We start from the raw sequence: 21,265 nt of genomic DNA, 5'->3' as shown, positions 1-21,265 counted from the left end.
ATATGTCTCAAAGTAAGTTAATATATGTCTATGACCCAATGTGTAGTTGGTGTTGGGGTTACTCACCAACCTGGCTTAAGCTAAAATCAGAGCTTGCTGGTAAAGTGGCAATAGAATATAAAGTAGGTGGCCTAGCACCCGATAGCCAAGACCCAATGCCACAAAATATGAAAGAGATGCTTGAGGGGACTTGGCATAAAATTTCTGCGCAGTTAGGTACGCAATTTAATTATGATTTTTGGCGCAACTGCCAGCCAAGGCGTTCAACGTATCCCGCATGCAGAGCTGCACTTATAGCGCGTAAAGCGGGTAAAGAAGCTCAAATGGTGGCAGCTATTCAATACGCTTATTATCTAAACGCACAAAACCCGTCTGATGAAAGTACATTAATTAGTTTGGCTGAAAAAATTGGCTTAAATAAAGATGAGTTTTCGGAGCAGCTAGCGTCAAGCGAGCTTAATGAGGAGCTCAAAGCGGAGTTATCCTTTGTTCGCACTTTACCAATTCAAGGTTTTCCCTCACTAGTGCTTATTAAAGATAATAAAGTTTACCCTATAGAAATTAATTATACCGATTGGCACTATTCTCTTAATCAAATTAATTCAATTTTGGACTAACCACCTTCTTGTATCTTATTAATAGGGGGTATTTGGCCAGCAAGTACCCTTATTGGCGTTAAAACCTCCTCGTAAGTCTTAATTGTTACCACTGTCATAAAAGCGACTTTTTTGCGCAACATCCTTGTCATGTTTCATCTATAAACTCCTGCTCATTGAATTATTAAGTCATAAATTATTTATATAACAAAGTTTATGACCTAAAAAACAAACTAGCAAATCCGCTAACTAACGAGTAAAGGTGTATGCGATGAAAGGCGTTAAACCATTAATCTTAGCTGGTATTGTGGCCGCAAGTGCAGCAGTACACGCAAACGATTTAGATAAGGTTATTGATAAAAGCAGTGAAATTAATAAATCAGCTGCGCAATCACAAACAAAAATAGACAAGATTGCAGATTCAATGCAAGGACGTTTACAGCAATTTAAAACCCTCAATAAAGAGATTGATGGTTTAGCTGTATACAACGCCCAGCTAACTAAACAATTAAATAATCAAATAGAAGAGATGGAATCTTTAAACCTGTCAATGGATCAGGTTTCTATTATTGAACGTCAAATTACGCCGCTAATGCTTAGAATGATTGAAGGTCTTGAGCAGTTTGTATCTTTAGATATTCCATTTTTAGCTGATGAGCGCACAAAGCGCGTTACGTCTTTAAAAGAAATGATGAATCGTGCTGATATTAACTCAAGTGAAAAATTCCGCCGTGTACTTGAAGCGTATCAAGTAGAAGTTGACTACGGGCGCACTATTGAAGCTTATACCGCACTTTTAAATGTGGATGACAAAGAGCGTGAAGTTGATTTTTTACGCATTGGCCGTTTAGAGCTTATTTACTTAACACGCGATGGCAAAAAAGCAGGTAGTTGGAATGCAGACACAAAATCATTTGAAGCATTACCAGACTCTACAATAAGCCAAATTAATAAAGGTTTACGCATTGCGCGTAAACAACTTGCCCCAGATATGTTAACTCTGCCAGTACATGCAGCAGAATAAGAGGTTGAAAATGAAATTGTTTAATCAAATGACAAAAATAGCTCTTTTTGCTGCAAGCCTAAGCATTACTGGTGCAAGTATAGCGGCAGAGCCAATGAACTTAGATTCATTACTTAAAACGCTCGAAAATGGTAAATCAGCTCAAAGCGAGCAAAATAAACAACGTGAACAAGAGTTTGCGGCTCGCCAAAATGAGCAAGTACAAATGCTTAAAAATACCCAAGCAAAGCGCAATCAAATGCTGGTGGAATCTGAACGTCTAGAAACGCAATTTGAAGAAAACGAAGTAAAACTTGCTAACTTAACAGACACGCTTTCTAAACGCATGGGTTCGCTTAAAGAGTTGTTTGGCGTTCTTCAACAAGTTGCAGGGGATTCTAGTAATAAGTTTGCGACATCAATAGTATCTGCTCAGATTGCTGGGCGCAGTATGTTTATGGATGACCTTGCTCAAAAGATGGGTTCAACTTCAAAACTTGCTTCAATAGAAGATATTGAAAAAGTATGGTTTGAATTACAACGCGAAATGACCGAGCAAGGCAAAGTAAGTCGTTTTAACGCAAGTGTTATTGTTGAAGGCGGTACTAAAGCACAGCAAGAAGTTGTGCGAGTGGGCGCATTTAACCTTATATCAAACGGTAAGTATTTAGAGTTTAACTCCTCGACTAATTCTTTGAGTGAATTAACTCGCCAACCTGTATCGCGCTTTACTGCAACAGCAGAAGAGCTACAAAGCACTAAAAGTGGCGTGGTGCAATTCGCACTTGACCCAACAGGCGGCTCTATTCTTGGTTTATTAGTACAAGCACCTGATACACAAGAACGTGTTCATCAAGGTGGCACAGTGGGTTATGTGATTTTAGGCGTGGGTGTTATTGCACTTCTTATATCACTTGAGCGTTTTTTCTCACTATTGATTATGGGCGGTAAAATTCGTCGCCAGCTTAAAGATACAGTTGCACGTGATGACAATCCGCTTGGACGCGTAATGAAAGTAAAAGATCAATTTCCAAGTGTTTCACACGACACACTGGAGCTTAAATTAAGTGAAGCTATTTTACGTGAAATGCCAAAAGTGACGCGTAATTTAACACTTATCAAAATCATCTCTGTTGTTGCGCCGCTACTAGGTTTATTAGGTACGGTAACAGGCATGATCAATACATTCCAAGCAATCACCTTATTTGGTACCGGCGACCCTAAATTAATGGCAGGTGGTATTTCTCAAGCACTAGTAACAACGGTATTGGGCTTAGTGGTCGCCATACCAACGGTATTTTTATACACCTTACTTAATACGCGCGCTAAAAATATCTTGTTAACTATCCAAGAGCAGAGCGCCGGTATTATTGCAGAGCGAAGCGAGAAGGGAGCATAAACCATGGTGCTATTGATTGATTCAATCAATGCTATCCGTGATTTTCTCGACACTGGTGGCCAAGTTCTCTTGGTCATCGGGGTGTTAATCTTCGCGATGTGGTTATTGATACTCGAGCGATTTATTTACTTTTTTAATGGTTTTAGAAGCTATAAACACGCTCTTAAAGCCACTTGGATTAACCGTGCAGAACGAGATAGCTGGAATGCAGAGCAAATACGCGAAGCGATGATATCGCGAGCTGGTATGCGCTTAAACACCAATCTTTCTTTAATTAACGTGATGGTTGCTTTGTGCCCGCTACTTGGTTTGTTAGGCACGGTAACAGGCATGATAGAAGTGTTTGATGTAATGGCAATTACCGGCACAGGTAGTGCCCGCTCAATGGCATCAGGGGTATCTAAAGCAACTATCCCGACAATGGCAGGTATGGTAGGTGCGTTATCTGGGGTATTTGCCTCAACGTACTTACAACGAAAAGCTAAGCGCGAAGTAGAACTACTACAAGACAGCATGGTTTTAGACCATTAAGCAAAATTTTGATAAGCGGCTCTTATAAAGCCGCTCATCCTAGGAGAATAAAAATGAGAGCCCCGTTAGGAAACCTATTTCAAGAAGACGAAGCTGAAGAAATAAACATGACCCCAATGCTAGACGTTGTATTTATCATGCTTATTTTCTTTATTGTAACTGCTTCTTTTGTTAAAGAAGCCGGTATTGATGTAAACCGCCCAGAAGCCGCAACAGCTGTTAAAAAAGAGCGTGCTAATATTTTAGTGGCTATTTCTGATACAGGCGAGATATGGATTAATAAACGTCAAATTGATGTACGCGCAGTACAAGCCAATATCGAGCGTTTAAAAGCAGAAAATCCACAAGGTAGCGTTGTGATTCAAGCGGATAAAAAAGCCACTACCGAAATGTTAATTAAGGTGATGGATGCCTCGCGCGCGGCGGGCGCATTTGATGTATCAATTGCCGCACAAGATGCGTCTTAAGGGCTAGTTATGTTGCGATATTTAGTTGCATTAGTGATAGCCGGTGTAGTGACCTTTATGTTGTTTTTAGGCATGCAGGCACTGATCACTGGCGGTGAAGGCGCTATGACGGATCCGGTTAAGGGTAACGTACTTGATTTTGTTCGCTTGAAAAAAGAAGAAACCGTACAAAAAAAAGAGCGCAAGCCACAAAAGCCACCAACACCAAAAGAGCCGCCACCACCAATGGAATCACCGCAAATGCAAAATAGTGATGCTACAGCAAATGCTAACAACTTTGACTTTGGTGCCAATGTAGATGCGGATGTAAATTTAGCCGGCGGGTTAGCACTTGAAACAAGTGATGGTGAATACTTACCGATTGTAAAGGTGGCCCCTGTTTATCCGCGCCGTGCGTTATCTCGTGGCATAGAAGGCTACGTTATTGTTGAGTTTACAGTAACTAAACAAGGCACTGTACGCGACCCACAAGTAGTAAAAGCAGAGCCTGAGTCACTTTTTGATAGAGCTGCGATGGATGCAGCCCTTAAATTTAAATATAAACCGCGCGTAGTAAACGGTGAAGCCGTTGAAGTTGCGGGTGTTCAGAACAAAATATCTTTCCAAATTAGCGGTTAATTTAGTAATTAACCACGAGTAAACGGACAGAAATGCGAGGCGATTATGAAATTACTACCTACAGCTAAACTTTTAAAGTTAACACTATTTTGTACCGCTGCGATCAGTACAAGTATTGTTGCACCAAGTGCTCTAAGCCTAATTCCAGGGCTAAATGTAGCTACGGCACATGCAGAGCAAGAACAAAAAACGAAACGTGTACCAGCACTGCGTGAAAAGGTTTATAGCCAGCTTGCTCGTGCGCAAAAACTTGCTGACGATGGTGATGTTAAAGGTGGACTTGAAGCGCTTGATAGCATTCAAGAGCGAGCTGCAAGCATGAACTCGTACGAAGTGGCAATGATGCATAACTTTTACGGGTTTATTTATTACAACGAAAACGACTTACCAAAAGCGATTGCCTCGTTTGAAAAAGTGGTAGCAGAGGAAGCCATTCCTGAGTCACTTCGTTTAAGCACTACATTTAGCTTGGCTCAACTGGCTATGGCTAATAGTGATTACACTAAAGTTATCTCTTTTTTAGATGACTGGGACAGTATTAACACTCAGCCTAAAACAGAAGGCTACTACTTGTTAAGAGCTCAAACATACTATCAGTTAAAAGATTATAAAAAAGGGCTTGAGTACATATCTCAAGTGATTGCTTTAAGCGACAGCGAAGGTAAAGCCCCTAAAGAAAACTGGTTAGTACTACAGCGTGCAATGTATTACTCGCTTAATCAAACTGACAAAGTTGTTGAAGTGCTTGAGCGCATGGTAAAGCTTTATAATAAGCCTGAGTATTGGGTGCAGTTATCGGGTATGTATGGTGAAACAGGTAGGGAGAAACAACAGTTGGCGGTAATTGAAGCGGCTTACCAGCAAGGATTTTTAACCTCTAAATCTGATTTACGCCAATTAGCGCAAGTGTATTTATATAATGGTTTAGCGTTTAAAGCTGCAAAAGTGATGAGCGATGCCATTGATAAAGATATTGCTGAAAAAACAGCAAAAAACTACGCTTTTGTTGCCGAGGCGATGATCCAAGCTAAAGAAGATGAAAAATCTATTACCTACTTTGCAAAAGCTGCTGATTTATCTGAACACGGTAAATACGATCAACGTTTAGCCGAAGTATTTGTTAATACAGAGCAATATGAAGAAGCCGCCGATGCAGCGCGTAAAGCACTTGATAAAGGTGGTCTTGATTTTGAATCAAATGCATTTGTTGCACTGGGTATGGCGCAGTACAACATGCAAAATTTTGATGCATCAATTTTAGCGTTTGAGCAGGCAGAAAAACATAAAAAATCTCAGCGTTTAGCACAGCAGTGGATCAAATATGTAAAGCGCGAAAAAGTGCATGCAGAAACACTTAGAACAGCTTTACTGTAAATTTTAAAGCGCTTTACTAATTAACAAGTAACGCGTGTAAAACCAGTTCATAATCGCAACACTAAAACCGCCTCAGGGCGGTTTTTATCGTCTCTAAAAGCATCCAATTGTTTGATTTTAAATAAGTTACTTTTGTCATCTTATGGTTATTAAACTGTAACTACTTTGTCATAAGTCTCCCGTATTGTAACCGCAGCTAAACTCAAGTGACCTTAAAGCATTATTTAAGTGTTTTATGGTGACTTGAGTTTATTTGAGCACCTAAAAAATAATTAAATACTTTAACGGAGTGAACAATGAAATTATCTGACTTATTCAAAGTAAGTTTGATTGCAACTGCAGTATCTTTAGCTGGTTGTGGTGGAGACTTAGTAGTATCTGAAGGCGACACAACTATTAATGAAGGTGATACAGTAACTAACGTTATTGAAGGCGGTGACGATACAAGTGGTGAAACGTTATCACGTGATGATTCACAAAATGCTACCACTGGCTTTCCTACTGATATTGATAATGCACTAACTCAAGGTTTAGCAACTGATGTTTCTAGTGAGTTTACATCTATTACAGATAAGCCCGTATATCGCTTAGCTGCAGATACCGTGTTCACTACTGATGTATCGTTAACAAACGACGCACACTGGATCTTAAATGGCCGTACTGCGGTTGGTAATGATCGCGCAGATAACGCCAAGCTTTATATTCAGCAAGGTACAACGATTATTGGCGAAACAGGAGATGACTTCCTAGTTGTTCGTCGCGGTTCACAAATTGAATCGGTAGGGACTGTAAGTCAGCCCATTACAATGACCTCAATTCAAGATGTTACAGCTCAAGAAACAACGATTGGTCAGTGGGGCGGTTTAGTATTATTAGGTAACGCGCCAGCAAATTCTTGCGGCGACCAAGAAGGTGAAGCAACAGCTGATGAACTTGCTAATTGTGGTGTGTCGGCTGAAGGTGATGCAGGTCAGTTTGGTGGCGATATCAGTGATGATAATTCAGGTACTTTAAAGTATGTACTTGTTAAGCAAGCCGGTAAAACGTTAGGTAATGGTGATGAGTTAAATGGTATTACGTTTGCAGGTGTTGGCTCTGCAACTACGGTTGATTATATTCAAGTACATGAAAATCTTGATGATGGTATCGAGTTTTTTGGTGGTACCGTTAATGTAAGCAATGTTGTACTTACAAATATTGGTGACGATTCGCTAGATTGGTCTTTTGGTTGGACGGGCTCAGCCACAAACGTTTATATTCAGCAAGCGGCTAACGTAGGCGATAACGCTATTGAAGCTGATAACTCTGAATTTGATTCAAGTGCCACGCCATTAACTTTACCTACTATTTCAAACGTTACAATTGTGGGTGCTGAGGGCAATAACGGCATTCGTTTACGTGCGGGTACTGCTGGGGTTCTTAAAAATGTATTTGTAACGGGCCCAGCTACTTATGAAAACTGTTTACGTGTAGGTTCAGATTCAGTACCTCGTGCTGAGGATGGCACACTTACGATTACAAACTCTATTGTTGCTTGTCAAACTGCAGCGAATAACTTTGGCAGCGAAGTTATTAACGGTGGCGATGTACAATCTTGGTTTGAAGGCCAAGACGCTAACCAAACACTTACCCCAGCTGATTTAATGCTAGATGACAACGGTTATACACCACTTGCTGGCTCGCCACTTATTGCAAATACTCAAATTGGTGCATTTGATGGCTCAACTAATTGGATGGAAGGTTGGACTGTTGGTATCAATGGTGGCTTCCCTACTGATATTGATAATGCGCTATCACAAGGTTTAGCCTCAGACGTATCAAGCGAATTTCCAGAAATTACAGATAAGCCAGTATATCGCTTAGCTGAAGATACAACGTTTACAGCGGATGTAACACTTACAAATGACGCACATTGGATTTTAAATGGCCGTACAGCAGTAGGTAATGACCGTGCTGACGCTACAACACTTTATGTTCAAGCAGGCACGACATTAATTGGTGAATCAGGTGATGACTTTTTAGTTGTTCGTCGTGGTTCGCAAATTAATGCCAATGGTAATGCAACTGCACCTATTACAATGACATCTATTGAAGATGTAACAGGCGCTGAAACAACAATTGGTCAATGGGGCGGTTTAGTACTTTTAGGTAATGCTCCTGCTAACTCGTGTGGCGATCAAACTGGTGAAACGACTGCTGAAGAACTTGCTAACTGTGGTGTATCAGCTGAAGGTGACGCTGGTCAGTTTGGTGGCGATATTAGCGATGATAACTCAGGTGTTCTTCGTTATATTGTCGTTAAGCACGCAGGTAAAACTCTTGGTAACGGCGATGAGCTTAATGGTATTTCGTTTGCGGGTGTAGGCTCTGCAACAAAAGTAGAATATATCCAAGTTCATCAAAACCTTGATGATGGCGTTGAGTTTTTTGGTGGTACTGTAAATGTTCGTAACATAGTACTTACTGATATTGGTGATGATGCATTTGATTGGTCGTTTGGTTGGACAGGTCGTGCGCAAAATATTTATATTCAACAAAGTGCTGTTGGTGGTGATAACGCTATTGAAGCGGATAACTCAGAATTTGATTCAAATGCTACACCTTTAACAAAGCCACTAATTTCTAACGTAACAATTGTAGGTGCTGATGGCACTAACGGTGTTCGTTTACGTGCAGGTACAGCGGGCGTTCTACGTAATGTAGTAATTACAGGACCTGAAGGTTACTCAAACTGTTTACGTGTGGGTTCTGACTCTGTAGCAAATGCAGAATCTGGTGAGCTTTCTATTGAAAACTCAGTAGTGGCATGTAGTGAAGATAATAACTTTGGTAGTGAAGCAATTGGTGGTGGTAACGTCCAATCTTGGTTTGAAGGCCAAACAGGTAACCAAACGCTTACAGCTGCTGCCCTTAGTTTAGCAACCGATGGCTTTACACCTAAATCTAGCTCACCATTATTAGGTTCGGGTGTTGATTCGTCAGACCTTGATTCGTTCTTTACTAAAACAGATTATATTGGTGCGTTTGATGGCGATAATAACTGGATGGATGGTTGGACAGTTGCTATAACGCCAAGTTTTCCTGATGATATTCAAAACGCCTTAGAGCAGGGTTTTGCTACTGATGTATCAGCAAGCTTTCCTGAAATCACAGACAAGCCAGTTTATCAGTTAACTTCTGATGTTGTATTCACTTCAGACGTAACATTAACTAACGATGCACATTGGATTCTAAAAGGCCGTACAGCTGTGGGTAATGACCGCGCAGATAACACAACACTGTATGTTCAGTTTGGTACAACATTAATTGGTGAATCGGGTGATGACTTCTTAGTTGTTCGCCGTGGTTCTAAAATAGAGGCCGTGGGCAGTGCAACTCAGCCAATTACTATGACGTCTATTGAAGATGTTACTGGTGGCGAAACGACTATTGGTCAATGGGGCGGTTTAGTGCTTTTAGGTAATGCACCGGCTAACTCGTGTGGCGATCAAGAAGGCGAAGCTACCGCTGATGAGCTTGCAAACTGTGGTGTGTCTGCTGAAGGTGACGCTGGCCAATTTGGTGGTAATGACCCAGAAGATAACTCAGGTACTTTAAAATACGTGGCAGTTAAACAAGCAGGTAAAACGCTAGGTAACGGAGATGAGCTAAACGGCATTACGCTTGCTGGTGTTGGTAGTCAAACAGAGCTTGATTACATTCACGTTCATGAAAACCTGGACGATGGTGTTGAATTTTTCGGTGGTACTGCAAACATCAGTCACCTGGTTTTAACTAATATTGGTGATGACTCACTAGATTGGTCATTTGGTTGGACGGGTAAAGCGCAATACGTACTTATCAAGCAAGCTGACTCAACAGGTGATAATGCAATTGAGGCGGATAACTCTGAGTTTGATTCAAGTGCAACTCCACTCACAATGCCTACAATTTCTAATGTTACTATTATTGGTAATGTTGGGGTTAACGGTATACGTCTACGTGCAGGCACTGCGGGTATGCTTAAAAACGTGGTTGTGACAGGCGGGGCAGATTATTCAAATTGTTTACGTGTAGGTTCAGATTCAGCTCCTCGCGCAGAGGATGGTACATTAACTGTTACTCACTCAGTTGTTGCATGTGAAACGGCAAATAACTTTGGTACACAAGCTATTGGTACTGGTAATGTTGAGTCTTGGTTCTTAGGTCAAACAGGTAACTCTGTGCAAGCAGCCACAGACCTTGGTTTAGCAGATAACGGATATATGCCTTCGGCTGAGTCATTACTGTTAGGTAATGGTTTTGATTCTTCAAGCCTAGATAGTTACTTTGATTCAGTAGATTACATTGGTGCAATGGATGCACAAACAGACTGGACAGCAGGTTGGGTTAAGGTAGGCCTTTAATCCAAACCACATTATAGCCGAGCGAAAGCTCGGCTAATGTCTTGTTTTGTTTCGGAGTATAAAAATGAAATCTTTTAAACCCTCTTCTCTTGTTCTATGTAAACTAAATTGCGCAGTTATGGCTGCAATTATGGGGCTATCAGTAAACACAGCTATAGCAGCCGAAGCCGAAGAGCAAGAAATAGAAGAAGTAGTTGCTGTTGGCCAGCGACTAAAAGGTAGTGCAGGCGCAGTACTACAAGAGCGTCAAAATCAGGCATTTGTTGCTGATATTATGGGTGCTGATCAAATATCACGCACAGGTGATGGCGATGCAGCTTCAGCGCTTCGTCGTGTGACTGGTTTAACCTTAGTCGATGGTAAATATATTTATGTTCGTGGTTTGGGTGAGCGTTATTCAAGTACCCAACTTAATAGCATGTATGTTCCAAGCCCAGATCCCACTCGATCAGTTGTTCCACTGGATTTATTTCCATCGGATATTATTGAAAGTTTAAGTGTGCAGAAATCGTTTTCTCCTGATATGCCAGCGCACTTTGGTGGTGGTAATGTAAATATACGCACCAAATCTATTCCTTCTGATTTTTTGTTTAAAATACAGTTAGGTACTTCATATAACACCTCTAACAGTGACACCGGTTATTTTTACAGTGGTGGTGATGATGATTGGATGGGGCGCGATGATGGTACACGTGCTTTGCCTTCATTAATTTCTACAGCGCTTAAAAGTGATGCAGGACTTGAAGGTGACAGCAGTACTACGCTTGAGCAGCGTCAAGCGCTCTTACAATCTCTAGATTGGCAAGTTGGACCTAATGAGAAAGACGTTGATCCAGGCTTGAATTTTTCAGTAGCACTAGGTGATAGGTTTGAGTCTGAAGTAGGTACTTTTGGCGTTCTAGCCGCTGTTTCCTATGACAATGAATGGGAAGTAGTTAAAGAGCAAAGCGGTACAAATTTAGGTAGTTTGGGCTGCGAAGATAAATGTTTTGCACAAACTTATGATGGCATATCTACTGAACAAACCGTTCGTTGGAGTGGCACATTAAATTTAGGTTATGAATTTAATAATAACCATAAATTTGAACTAACGAATATAGCTCTTCATGATATGAGTGACAGAGTGCGTAATCGTGACTTTTTCGATGCTAACGAGTCAGAAGAAGGTGTTACTGAGTTACGCCGTGTTGACGTTATGTATGAAGAGCGTGAAATGTTCTCTACGCAGCTCAAAGGGACGCATAACTTTCCTGAATTAGAAAATTTATTTTTTGATTGGTATGCCGGTACAAGCCGCGCCAACAGAGATGCTCCTGGCGCATTGGATGTTGTTTTTCAAACTAACTTAAATGATGGTGTATTTGAATCAGAGCAGTTACAAGATGTTGCTGCAACAAACGTAACGCGTGATTATCAAACTTTGCATGATGACGTAGATACATATGGTTGGAATATGGGCATCCCGTTTTATGGTGATGGCTATGAGTTAGAGCTTAAGATGGGTGGCGATTTTTCTGAAAAAAAACGTGATGCAAGTAATATTCAATTTGGTATTACGCACCGTGGTATAACAGATGACTTTACATTTGGCTCAAACATAGACCAAATTTTTTCTGACGAAAATTTAGCTAATAGTGAGTTTTATACAAGTATTACAGGCTCTGGTATTTTTGATGATGGTACCGCCGATGGTGATAAGTACAGCGCTGCACATAAGTTAGACGCTTATTATTTTATGGCCGACTTTTTCTACGAAAACACATGGCGTATAACCGGTGGTATTCGTTGGGAAGACTTTTCTCAAATATCAGTGCCTTTTCAGGCTCATACTAATTTCTTTGATGGAACAATTGAAGAAGTGAGCGAAGTTGCAATAAAAGAAGATAACTTTTTTCCTTCTTTAGCAATTACTTATATTATGGATGAAGAAATGCAGTTTCGCTTAAACTTAAGTGAAACGACGATTCGCCCAGATATGCGTGATGTAAGCTCAACTTATTATGTTGACCCACTAACAGAGTTTTTAGTGCGAGGCTCGCCTACACTTCAAAGCTCTAAGCTAAAAAATGCTGACTTTAGGTTTGAGTGGTACATGCCTTCAGGAAACAATCTATCAGTTGCTTTGTTTTATAAAGATATTGAAAACCCAATTGAAATGGTTGAGTTAGCGGGTGTTGGTGGAGCTGCTCCGCAATTACTAACAGCAAATGCGCAGTCGGGTGAACTAACAGGTATTGAGGTAGATTTTTTAACTGACTTTAGTTTTATTCATAATGATTTATCTGCCATATTTTTATCAGGTAACGTTACTCTATCGGATTCAAGTGTTGAGCTTGGCATAAACGATGCTGATGGGGTTGATTCATTATTTGAACAACAACTAAAAGAGGCGTTGGAAGCTGACTCTGTTTCTAACATTGTTACTAATAATAAACGTCGTTTAGTTGGTCATTCTGAATGGGTAGCAAACTTACAAATGGGTTATGACTCTGCTGATGGTTTTCATTCTACCTCAGTTGTTTATAACGTGTTTGGGCCGCGCATAATCGTACCAGGTACGCGTGGTAACGAAGACGCAGAAGAAAAGTCATTTCATTCTCTTGATTTAGTTTATTCTTACTTCCCTAACTTTAATACTAAAGTTAATTTTAAAGTTAAAAATATACTTGGCCAAGAAAAAGAAATTGAACAAGAAAACTTAACACTTTGGCGTCAAGAAGAAGGCACTGAGTTTAGTTTAAGCTTTAGCTACGAGTTTTAATTTTCTACCCAAGGAAGGGGGATATAATAAAACCTAATTACCTATTAGCCCTGTATTTAATACAGGGCTTTTTTATGACTATGAAAAATATTTAAGTTCTACTTTATTCACTAGTTTTAGCGCGCTGGTGGTGTTATTTTGACGTTAATGAAAATTAAATCTCACGCAATGAATTTAATTTTTAATGTATTAAGGCATCTTTTATGAATCAAACAGTGGAACAAACAATGAAAAAAGTAGGATTAGTCGGTTGGCGTGGCATGGTTGGCTCTGTGTTATTAGAACGTATGCAGCAGCAAAGTGATTTTGCCCATATCGACACCACCTTTTTCACCACCTCACAAGCGGGGCAACTCGGCCCTGATATTGCAGGCGACGCAAAACCATTGCTAGATGCAAGTGACATTAGCGAACTTGCTAAAATGGATATTATTGTTACTTGCCAAGGCGGTGACTACACCAATGCGGTATATCCAAAATTACGCGAGTCGGGTTGGGATGGTTACTGGATTGATGCAGCTTCAGCACTGCGTATGAGTGAGGACAGCATAATAGTGCTAGATCCCGTAAACAAAGATGTTATTGAACAAGGCTTAGAGCAAGGCGTTAAAACGTTTGTTGGCGGTAACTGTACTGTATCGCTAATGCTACTCGCATTAGGCGGTTTATTTGAGCAAGACCTAATTGAATGGGTAAGCCCAATGACTTACCAAGCAGCCTCTGGTGCTGGTGCACGAAATATGAAAGAGCTTATTGCACAAATGGGCGCTATTCATGCAAGTGTTGCCGAGCAATTAGATAACCCAAGTTCTGCTATTTTAGAAATTGATAAAATAGTCAGTGAAACAATGGCGTCAAAAGACTTACCACAAGATCAATTTGGTGTGCCATTAGCGGGCAGTTTAATCCCGTGGATTGACGTACCTATGCCAAGCGGTCAGTCTAAAGAAGAGTGGAAAGCACAGGTTGAAGCGAATAAAATTTTAGGTTCTTCTAAGCAACCAGTGCCTATTGATGGTTTATGTGTACGTATTGGCGCTATGCGTTGTCATTCACAAGCGATGACCATTAAATTACGTGAAGATATTAGTGTAGAAAAAATTGAAGAAATTTTAGCGTCTCATAATGAGTGGGTTAAGGTAATTCCAAACGAGCGTGAAATTAGCGCCACAGATTTAACACCGGTTAAAGTAACGGGCACTTTAAGCATTCCTGTTGGGCGTATTCGTAAATTAGCGATGGGACCAAAATACATTAGCGCATTTACAGTAGGCGATCAGCTTTTATGGGGCGCGGCAGAGCCACTTCGTCGTATGTTACGCATAATTGTTGATGGTGAGTAATACCAATTCGCAATAATACTTAATCAATTTGTGGGGTTAAATCTGACGCTAACTACGTTAAATATTTCTGATATAGAACAACTAAATAAAGAAATTTTTGCCTTTTTATCGACACGATTTTCTTCCCTCAAAATAGATCACTTAATTAAGCGAATTGGTATAATATATAATCAGTATTAACAAAAGGGGTTGGCAATTTGCTAGCCCTTTTTAGTTCAATGGCTTATAAAACTGCTTAAGAGGCTAAAATAATACTTTTTTATGAATGTTCACTTTTGTTTATTATTGAACTTAAGTAAACTGTTTACATTGTGCAACAGCCTATTCAAGTAACATTAATGACCTCTCACACAAATAACTTTGCCAATAAGCGATTAGCATTTGTTAGCTCCTATTTTAGTTCTGCAATTGCTATAAACACGGTTGTTTCTTGTTTTCTTATTTTTAGCAGTATTAACCACAGCGCCTCACAAGAAAAACTTTACTGGCTTTTTACGTTATCATTTATTTCATTACTTCGAATAGCAAGCCATGTATTTGTTAACAACACCCATGCTTTTAAATATCATCTGTATTTTATAGGTTTATTATTAACGGCTTTAACATGGGCTGCTTTTCCTATTTTGTTTTATGAAAACATGCAAATGCAGGAAAAATTTGTATCACTGGTTGTTTTTAGCTCCCTTGCTGGTGGCGGTGTAAACGTTTTAGCTTCTGATATTCGTTCCTCCTTGTCGTATATAACCTGCTTATTGGTTCCTTTTAGTATTTTATTACTTTTACAGCCTATTGAAGATGAGAATGTACTAGGTGTTTTAGGGCTCGTTTTATGGTTTATTTTGTGTTTTATAACGGCTTCACGTAGTGCAAAAGATGTAAAATCATCAATTAATAACGAACTTAAGTTAGATCAATTTATTGAAAACTTAGAAAACGAAGTGCAACTTCGTACCGAACAAATAATTTCTTTAGAGCAAAAAGACAACCTAACTAAATTGTTTAACAGGGGGAGCTTTGTTTCTAATGTTGAACTTGATTTAGCCAATCAAAATGATGATATTAAAGCTGTTTTATTTTTAGATATGGATGACTTTAAAATCATCAACGATAAATACGGTCACGATTTTGGTGATTTTGTGCTGGCTCAAACAGGTAAACGATTAGTTGAAACACAAACCCAAGGCGACTTTATTGCTTGTCGATGGGGAGGTGATGAGTTTATTTTTTATTCTCGCACTAACACCGAAGACGAACTTTTTGACTGTGTTTTTAGATTAGTTAAAACCTTAACGAAAACAGTAAGCATGGACAGCTACCAAGTAAATCCCTCTTTTAAGGTTGGGCTGTATTTTACGCGCGAAAATTTTAATCTTGCAGAGGCGATTAAATACGCTGATGTAGCTATGTATGAAGGTAAGAAAAGCCGTAATGAAATATCGGTATTTGACGAGCGAATGCATGAATCGCTTAAAAGAGAAGAAGTACTTCGCAGCTCAATTAAAGAGTGCGTAGAAAAAGGTGACTTTCATCTGTGCTATCAACCTATTGTTGATATAAGCACAAATGAAATAACTACGTTTGAAGTACTACTTCGTTGGCAGTTTAATGATGAATTTATTCCCCCTTCAGAATTTATAGATATTGCAGAGCGATATGGAAAAATTAGTATACTCGGCGAATTTGTACTAGAGCAAGCCATTGCGAGCTTAAGTAAGCTCAATGCCGTAAATAGTAATATTGGATTGTCGATTAATGTGTCGGTGCTGCAACTAGAAAATCATAACTTTTTAGATTTTTTAGTTGCGCTTTTAAATAGATACGCAGTTAAACCATACAATGTGCATTTAGAAATAACAGAAACAGTCATGATTAAAAATTTACCGTATTTGTCAAAAGTGATTACGGCCATAAAAAATACCGGTGTGCGTATTTCTATTGATGACTTTGGTACTGGGTTTTCTTCTATATCGGTTTTAAAAGAGCTATCAGTTGATTACATTAAAATAGACAAATCTTATATTGATAATATTTGTGAGTGCTCAAAAGACAAAAGTATTGTTTCTGCGGTAACTAACATGTCGCATATGATTGGTTGCCAAGTAATAGCAGAGGGCGTAGAAAACTCCGCTCAGTTAACGTTATTACAAAGCTTAGAAATTGATAAATACCAAGGTTTTATATTCAGTAAACCAGTTAGATTTGATCAAGCACTATCCTTGATATATTAAAGGTACTCGCTGTTTTTATTTAGTTAAGCATTGCTGCATAAACCCAATTTTTTGTAGCAATTTTAAATTGGTATAACCTTTGCTATTAATACTTAAATTAGCCACTTTAACTTCACTTAGGCTATTAGCGATGTATTTTAAATACGATTTACGTAGTGTTGTTACAATTTTGCGTAATTCTTACATGTTTAAAATGCTCATTTGAAAGTATTAGGTAAAGGAAATTACAATGAGCTCGGTTTCTAATGTATTTCATAGCAAATGGTTTAACTCATTTGCGGTTATTTTATTAGTCCTTATTATTGCCAGAATAGCCGCACCTTATGCGCTTCAGCAGTACGTAAATTATCAGCTAAAACATACGCAAGGTGTTACGGGGCATGTTGGTGATGTAGATTTGTTTTTATATCGCGGTGCCTACGCGATTGACGACGTTGAAATTTACGCTGTTGATGCAACTTCAGCTCCTAAGCCTTTACTGAGTATTCAAACTCTCGATTTTTCACTTGCGTGGTCAGCCCTTTTAAAAGGGAATTTAGTCACAAATATGGCTTTTACGCGTCCTCAGATAGTTATTTACGATAAAGACCCCAATGCTTCTGAGCAAAATAAACAAGTAAAAGATGAAACCACTTGGGTGGGACTGGCGAATGACTTAGTACTGTTTTCTATTGATACCTTAATAATTGAGCAAGGCAAGTTAACCTTAGTTAACTCTACCAATAGCGGTGAAAAACCCACTTTTATATCAAATATTAATGCCAAAATTGAAAATATAACGAATGCGCAAAACCTATCAAAAACACTTGTGACTACTCTAAACGTAGAGGGGGCATTAATGGGGGAGGCCGTATTAAAACTTGATGGCAAACTAGACCCTTTTAGCAAACACGCTAATTTTGATTTTAACGCAGAGGTACAGCGCTTCTCAGTTAAAAATCTCGACACTGTATTTAAAGTGTATACACCGTTTGATATTGAAGCGGGGGGTATTGATGGCGCAATGGAACTTGTGGCTAAAGATAATAACTTAAATGGTTATGTAAAAGCGGGTGTTCAAAACCTGAGTGTATTTTCTTGGCGAGAAGATATAGAAAAAGATGATGACGGTATCTTTACTGCTATATTTGAAGGCAGTGTAGATTTACTGGGCTCTATACTTGAAAACGATGAGTCTAAACTTGTTGCTGCACGCATTCCTATAGAGGGGCAATTAGATAATACGGATGTTTCGACTTTCCAAGCCGTTATTTCGGTTTTAAAAAATGCTTTTTTTGATGCGTTTAAAATGAAAGTGGATAATGTTATTTCTTTTGAAGATCCAAAGAGTGATGAATCTTTAAGTAATAAAAGTAATTAATGTATTTATATATCCCAAATTAAACGTTTAACTCAAAGTAACACCAACATCATTGATGTTGGTGTTACTTAGTTCAGATATTTCTATTTGTCTTTACTTAATAGCGCTTTAAGCTCTGCAATTTGAACTTGTAGCTCATTTACCTGACCTTGTGTTGCAGGTAGAGAATCGTTATCCGCAAGCTCTTCTCGGGCATTTCGGTGTTCCTCACTCATTACCTCAAGTATTGCACCTACCATCATGTTTAAAAATACAAATGCAGTTAAGAATATAAACGTAAGGTAATAAATCCAGCTTAATTCGTACACCGCCATTGTTTCGTACATTATGTCGGTCCAATCTTCAAACGTTGCTATTCTAAACAAGGTAAGCATTGATATTGAGACGTCTTGCCAAAGTACAGGGTTGATTTCAGCAAACATCATGCTACCCATTGCAGCGTATATATAAAAAATAACAAACATTAACAGGGCTATATAACCCATTTGCGGAATTGCTTTAAGCAATGAGTTAACCAATAAGCGCAGCTCTGGGATCATCGAAACCAATCGTAACACTCTAAATATGCGCAACAGCCTAGCAATTAACATTGTAGAGCCAGCAGCAGGGTATAAACTGCCCAATACTATGATAGTGTCAAATATATTCCATCCCTTAGAAAAGAAGTCTTTAATGCCTTTGCTTGCAACAAAGCGGATTATTAGTTCAATTAAAAAGAATGCAGTAATGCCAACGTCCATCCAATTTAGAGCAAGCTCTACGGTAGGATGTAGTGAGTAAGTGTGTGCACCTACTGTAAGGGCAGAAACAATAATTACAGCTATAACAAATGATTGAAATATCTTGCTTTTGTCTATACGCTGAAACAACTTTTGTAACTGCGACATCATAGTAATAGATCCTTTGGATATTAAGATTTTATGGCGCTAATATACAATAGTATCGTAATAATTTAACGCTTTTTCGATATAGAAAGTGTAAGGAAATTTAATGTTTATCAATAAACTAAAAAGCAGCGCATTACTTATTATTGGATCATGTGTTTTGGCTGGCTGCAGCTCTGATGCACGTTTTCATGAATTGCAATCGGCGCGCCTTGATGAGTGTAACTATAAAGCTGACAAAGAATATTACGAATGCCTAGATAAACAAGACTCTAACTACGAAGAGTTTAAAAAACAGCAACAAGCCCAGACTAAATAAGTAACCTTTATATTTATGACTAAAACTCAAAAACAGCGCGATAAGCAAATTCGCTTAGCGCTTACTAATGCATGCGAAGCAATAAAAGAAATGGTAATTGGTTTTGATTATCTAACGCATACAGTTGATTTAAATAATGAAGTAAACACGTTAAAAGTACAATGTTACTTTATTGATGAGATAGCCCGTGAAGATGCAAAACCGCAACTTGATGAGTTAACGCAGATTATACTTAGCCAGCTAGCAACTATTAAGTTGAACGTAAAACCAGCACACATCTCATTTTTAGCCAATTAACAGCGGTTTAGTTGGTATGACATCACATGGACGTTATAATTAGATAAATTATTTTTAGGGTTTAAATTATGGCTGTTCCTTCGCGTTCGCAAATTTCACCAGGTACCACAGTAAATATTGTATTAAAAGAAGATCAACGCAGCGGCACATTAACAGAAGGTGTGGTTGAGCGCCTTTTAACAAAATCCCCAAATCACCCACACGGTATTAAAGTACGTTTAGAAGATGGTCAAGTTGGCCGAGTAAAAGAGATTTTATAATGGCAACGTTAACAGAGCAGGCTTTTTGGGATTTGGTAACAACGCCGGATTTAGGGCTCGATCCACAAAGTGTGAGCGATAACCTAAAAAACAAACTGAATGATTTAAGCGATCAGCACCTTATTGATTTTGATAAACACTTTGGCATACATATGCGTAAATGTTTTACCTGGGATTTGTTTGGTGCCGCTTTTGTGATGGCTGGATGTAACGACGATTACGGTTTTAGCGAGTTTAGATGTTGGTTAATTTCGCGTGGTAAAGCAGTATTTGAAAACGCTTTAGAAAATGCTGATTCGTTAGCGCAGTGTACACCTGTTTATTACTTAAATGAGCAGCCTTACCCGTATATTGATGAGTATGATTTAATAGCCGGTTTACTATTTGAAGAACGCAGCGAAGATGAATTACCGTTTATTCCATCAGGCAGTGATGAACCCAAAGGTAAACGTTTTAAAGACAAACCTAAGTTTTTAAAGCAAAGCTACCCTTTATTATTTGCAAAGTACTGGCAATAAAATAAATAGTAATTTGTGTGCTATTTAAACAATTTAATGAGTTCAATTTCCCTACAAGTAAGCGCATTGATATAAATCGTTTTGTTGTTTAAGTACGTATTAACTAAAGTACTTAACAGCAAAATGGTTTGTAATGTGGTATCTAGGAGGAATCTTTGTGGATTTAAATGTGTTCAATCTAAGGGGTTTATTTGTGGCACGAGGTTTGTGACCTAATGGGCTCGGTAATTGCTCTTGCGTTATCTTACTGGCTTACACCACATGTAAAAATCAGTAATAGTCGAGCAAAGCTCCCTTAGCTGCTCGTGTCTTGGTTCCTGAATACGACTTCTCTCCTTTTATAGTAAATCTCTGTTATAGTTGTTAAAAGTTATAAAAGCTAAGTGATTAGGCATTTTGCTATTATCTAACACGCTGACTCACGAGGATACACCCACGAAATGAAATATTTAACACTCGCTTTATTAACTGTCGCTTTTACAAGTGCAAATGCTTTTTCTGAGCCGAGTAATAAAACACGATTTATACCGCTTTTAAAGTCAAAATTAGGTGCCTACGAAGTTGTGTCGAGCAACTCAGGGTTATGCGTTAACAGCAATTTGAGTTTGACAGATGAAAGTGATTTAAGTGCGGGTTTTAAACTTGGTGAGCAAATTGTATTTGGATCGCTCCACAATGGTACCCGAACCATTAAAAAACCAAACTTTTGCTTTATAACCAGCACGCTTAAATATAAAAGTGATGGTCTTGAAAACGGCTTAAGAATGAGCCGTTGTGAAAGCCCAGCAAACGAAAAAACAATCAGTCAAAGTATCAAATTTTTAGCTGATAACACACTCAAATACACATTGAGCGAACCCAATGTAGAGTGCACATTTAAAAAAGCAGATGAGAGCAAATAAAGCATCTAGTAAGTAGCAAA

General features: G+C 38.8%; 18 protein-coding genes. 17 read left to right on the top strand and 1 reads right to left on the bottom strand.

Annotation, left to right across the window (positions count from 1 at the left end):
• The first annotated feature begins 2 nt into the window (after positions 1 to 2).
• The 12 genes from H5087_RS13570 (at position 3) to H5087_RS13515 (ending at position 18,065) form a co-directional block, all read left to right on the top strand.
• Positions 3 to 617: a DsbA family protein gene (locus tag H5087_RS13570; protein WP_182672361.1), complete on the top strand. Its 615-nt coding sequence runs from the start codon at positions 3 to 5 to the stop codon at positions 615 to 617.
• A gap of 250 nt (positions 618 to 867) precedes the next feature.
• Entirely contained in the window at positions 868 to 1,620 is a 753-nt protein-coding gene (locus H5087_RS13565) for a DUF3450 domain-containing protein (RefSeq protein WP_004334751.1), read from the top strand.
• A gap of 10 nt (positions 1,621 to 1,630) precedes the next feature.
• Positions 1,631 to 2,998 carry a MotA/TolQ/ExbB proton channel family protein gene (locus tag H5087_RS13560; protein WP_182672360.1) on the top strand — a complete coding sequence of 456 codons (1,368 nt, stop codon included), beginning with the start codon at positions 1,631 to 1,633 and terminating at the stop codon, positions 2,996 to 2,998.
• A gap of 3 nt (positions 2,999 to 3,001) precedes the next feature.
• Positions 3,002 to 3,529: a MotA/TolQ/ExbB proton channel family protein gene (locus H5087_RS13555; RefSeq protein WP_182672359.1), complete on the top strand. Its 528-nt coding sequence runs from the start codon at positions 3,002 to 3,004 to the stop codon at positions 3,527 to 3,529.
• A 53-nt stretch (positions 3,530 to 3,582) separates the two neighbouring features.
• On the top strand, positions 3,583 to 3,996 hold the full coding sequence (locus tag H5087_RS13550) for a biopolymer transporter ExbD (protein WP_004334764.1): 414 nt from the start codon (positions 3,583 to 3,585) through the stop codon (positions 3,994 to 3,996).
• Positions 3,997 to 4,008: 12 nt separating this feature from the next.
• Complete coding sequence (locus H5087_RS13545; RefSeq protein ID WP_024597386.1) at positions 4,009 to 4,614, top strand: energy transducer TonB; 606 nt, start codon at positions 4,009 to 4,011, stop codon at positions 4,612 to 4,614.
• 45 nt (positions 4,615 to 4,659) lie between these two features.
• Positions 4,660 to 5,988, top strand: a complete 1,329-nt coding sequence (locus H5087_RS13540) for a lipopolysaccharide assembly protein LapB (protein ID WP_182672358.1) — start codon at positions 4,660 to 4,662, stop codon at positions 5,986 to 5,988.
• Positions 5,989 to 6,284: 296 nt separating this feature from the next.
• Positions 6,285 to 10,373 carry a hypothetical protein gene (locus H5087_RS13535; RefSeq protein ID WP_182672357.1) on the top strand — a complete coding sequence of 1,363 codons (4,089 nt, stop codon included), beginning with the start codon at positions 6,285 to 6,287 and terminating at the stop codon, positions 10,371 to 10,373.
• Positions 10,374 to 10,437: 64 nt separating this feature from the next.
• Positions 10,438 to 13,134, top strand: coding sequence for a TonB-dependent receptor domain-containing protein (locus H5087_RS13530; protein WP_182672356.1), 2,697 nt, complete (start codon positions 10,438 to 10,440; stop codon positions 13,132 to 13,134).
• Positions 13,135 to 13,337: 203 nt separating this feature from the next.
• The gene (gene asd, locus H5087_RS13525; protein WP_004334779.1) at positions 13,338 to 14,477 is read left to right on the top strand and encodes an aspartate-semialdehyde dehydrogenase; all 1,140 of its coding nucleotides are present in this window, start codon (positions 13,338 to 13,340) and stop codon (positions 14,475 to 14,477) included.
• Positions 14,478 to 14,815: 338 nt separating this feature from the next.
• The gene (locus tag H5087_RS13520) at positions 14,816 to 16,705 is read left to right on the top strand and encodes a bifunctional diguanylate cyclase/phosphodiesterase (RefSeq protein WP_220491573.1); all 1,890 of its coding nucleotides are present in this window, start codon (positions 14,816 to 14,818) and stop codon (positions 16,703 to 16,705) included.
• 229 nt (positions 16,706 to 16,934) lie between these two features.
• Positions 16,935 to 18,065: a DUF748 domain-containing protein gene (locus tag H5087_RS13515; RefSeq protein WP_182672354.1), complete on the top strand. Its 1,131-nt coding sequence runs from the start codon at positions 16,935 to 16,937 to the stop codon at positions 18,063 to 18,065.
• A gap of 83 nt (positions 18,066 to 18,148) precedes the next feature.
• On the opposite strand, the gene H5087_RS13510 is transcribed toward H5087_RS13515, so the two are convergent.
• Positions 18,149 to 18,955 (bottom strand): ion transporter, encoded by an 807-nt coding sequence (locus H5087_RS13510; RefSeq protein WP_004334787.1) that lies wholly within the window; start codon positions 18,953 to 18,955, stop codon positions 18,149 to 18,151.
• Positions 18,956 to 19,055: 100 nt separating this feature from the next.
• On the opposite strand from H5087_RS13510, the gene H5087_RS13505 reads away from it, so the two are divergent.
• From H5087_RS13505 to H5087_RS13485, 5 genes are all read left to right on the top strand, one after another.
• On the top strand, positions 19,056 to 19,268 hold the full coding sequence (locus H5087_RS13505) for a hypothetical protein (RefSeq protein WP_004334789.1): 213 nt from the start codon (positions 19,056 to 19,058) through the stop codon (positions 19,266 to 19,268).
• Positions 19,269 to 19,283: 15 nt separating this feature from the next.
• Positions 19,284 to 19,565, top strand: a complete 282-nt coding sequence (locus H5087_RS13500) for a hypothetical protein (RefSeq protein WP_182672353.1) — start codon at positions 19,284 to 19,286, stop codon at positions 19,563 to 19,565.
• A gap of 68 nt (positions 19,566 to 19,633) precedes the next feature.
• The gene (locus H5087_RS13495; RefSeq protein ID WP_004334795.1) at positions 19,634 to 19,825 is read left to right on the top strand and encodes a YwbE family protein; all 192 of its coding nucleotides are present in this window, start codon (positions 19,634 to 19,636) and stop codon (positions 19,823 to 19,825) included.
• A complete protein-coding gene (locus tag H5087_RS13490; RefSeq protein WP_182672352.1) occupies positions 19,825 to 20,343 on the top strand; it encodes a DUF4240 domain-containing protein in 519 nt (172 codons plus the stop codon). The genes H5087_RS13495 and H5087_RS13490 overlap by 1 nt, the downstream gene beginning before the upstream one ends.
• Positions 20,344 to 20,783: 440 nt before the next feature.
• Positions 20,784 to 21,245, top strand: a complete 462-nt coding sequence (locus H5087_RS13485) for a hypothetical protein (RefSeq protein WP_004334802.1) — start codon at positions 20,784 to 20,786, stop codon at positions 21,243 to 21,245.
• The last annotated feature ends 20 nt before the right edge of the window (positions 21,246 to 21,265 follow it).

It is taken from the genome of Pseudoalteromonas sp. SR43-7, from assembly GCF_014163785.1.
In the GTDB taxonomy this organism is placed as follows: domain Bacteria; phylum Pseudomonadota; class Gammaproteobacteria; order Enterobacterales; family Alteromonadaceae; genus Pseudoalteromonas; species Pseudoalteromonas distincta.
This window is presented reverse-complemented; position numbering and strand designations above follow the sequence as displayed.

Bases quoted from the DNA above. Each gene is read 5' to 3' on its own strand.
- H5087_RS13570 (WP_182672361.1), top strand. From the start codon at position 3: ATGTCTCAAAGTAAGTTAATATATGTCTATGACCCAATGTGTAGTTGG.
- H5087_RS13565 (WP_004334751.1), top strand. From the start codon at position 868: ATGAAAGGCGTTAAACCATTAATCTTAGCTGGTATTGTGGCCGCAAGT.
- H5087_RS13560 (WP_182672360.1), top strand. From the start codon at position 1,631: ATGAAATTGTTTAATCAAATGACAAAAATAGCTCTTTTTGCTGCAAGC.
- H5087_RS13555 (WP_182672359.1), top strand. From the start codon at position 3,002: ATGGTGCTATTGATTGATTCAATCAATGCTATCCGTGATTTTCTCGAC.
- H5087_RS13550 (WP_004334764.1), top strand. From the start codon at position 3,583: ATGAGAGCCCCGTTAGGAAACCTATTTCAAGAAGACGAAGCTGAAGAA.
- H5087_RS13540 (WP_182672358.1), top strand. From the start codon at position 4,660: ATGAAATTACTACCTACAGCTAAACTTTTAAAGTTAACACTATTTTGT.
- H5087_RS13535 (WP_182672357.1), top strand. From the start codon at position 6,285: ATGAAATTATCTGACTTATTCAAAGTAAGTTTGATTGCAACTGCAGTA.
- H5087_RS13530 (WP_182672356.1), top strand. From the start codon at position 10,438: ATGAAATCTTTTAAACCCTCTTCTCTTGTTCTATGTAAACTAAATTGC.
- asd (WP_004334779.1), top strand. From the start codon at position 13,338: ATGAATCAAACAGTGGAACAAACAATGAAAAAAGTAGGATTAGTCGGT.
- H5087_RS13520 (WP_220491573.1), top strand. From the start codon at position 14,816: ATGACCTCTCACACAAATAACTTTGCCAATAAGCGATTAGCATTTGTT.
- H5087_RS13515 (WP_182672354.1), top strand. From the start codon at position 16,935: ATGAGCTCGGTTTCTAATGTATTTCATAGCAAATGGTTTAACTCATTT.
- H5087_RS13510 (WP_004334787.1), bottom strand. From the start codon at position 18,955: ATGATGTCGCAGTTACAAAAGTTGTTTCAGCGTATAGACAAAAGCAAG.
- H5087_RS13505 (WP_004334789.1), top strand. From the start codon at position 19,056: ATGTTTATCAATAAACTAAAAAGCAGCGCATTACTTATTATTGGATCA.
- H5087_RS13500 (WP_182672353.1), top strand. From the start codon at position 19,284: ATGACTAAAACTCAAAAACAGCGCGATAAGCAAATTCGCTTAGCGCTT.
- H5087_RS13495 (WP_004334795.1), top strand. From the start codon at position 19,634: ATGGCTGTTCCTTCGCGTTCGCAAATTTCACCAGGTACCACAGTAAAT.
- H5087_RS13490 (WP_182672352.1), top strand. From the start codon at position 19,825: ATGGCAACGTTAACAGAGCAGGCTTTTTGGGATTTGGTAACAACGCCG.
- H5087_RS13485 (WP_004334802.1), top strand. From the start codon at position 20,784: ATGAAATATTTAACACTCGCTTTATTAACTGTCGCTTTTACAAGTGCA.